Raw genomic sequence first — 346 nt, 5'->3', positions numbered from 1 at the left:
CCCGCAGAACTGCGCGGGAGACTACCACTGAAGAAGACTGTCTCAGGGGATCTGCACGGTACCACAAATTCGGCGGGAACTTCGAATGATATTAATGGAAGCATTGAGTCTCGCTTAGAAAAAGCGTCACACTTTAGTGATGTTGATGAGGAATGTGATACAGATGATGAGTATGATACTTTCGATGAGGGTTCTTGTGAAGACAACGGAGAGAGCGATACAGTTCCCTCGAAGGCGATATCAATCGATCGTGATCATGATCAGGATCAGGGTCACTATCGAGATCAGCACGGAGCACATCCTGGAGATCATGCGAGTCACAGAAAATTGGGTATCAGTAATGCTG

Annotated in this window: 1 protein-coding gene; it reads left to right on the top strand. The window is 47.1% G+C overall.

Going from position 1 to position 346, the window contains the following annotated elements; all coding sequences use genetic code 11:
• Positions 1-346, top strand: a 346-nt coding sequence (locus tag ET526_RS21805) for a hypothetical protein (RefSeq protein ID WP_204623757.1), incomplete at both ends; no start/stop codon positions are given.

This window comes from Crenalkalicoccus roseus (assembly GCF_004761865.1).
Taxonomy (GTDB): Bacteria; Pseudomonadota; Alphaproteobacteria; order Acetobacterales; family Acetobacteraceae; genus Crenalkalicoccus; species Crenalkalicoccus roseus.
Note: the sequence above shows the minus strand (reverse complement) of the source record. Positions and strands in the feature narration are given on the sequence as shown.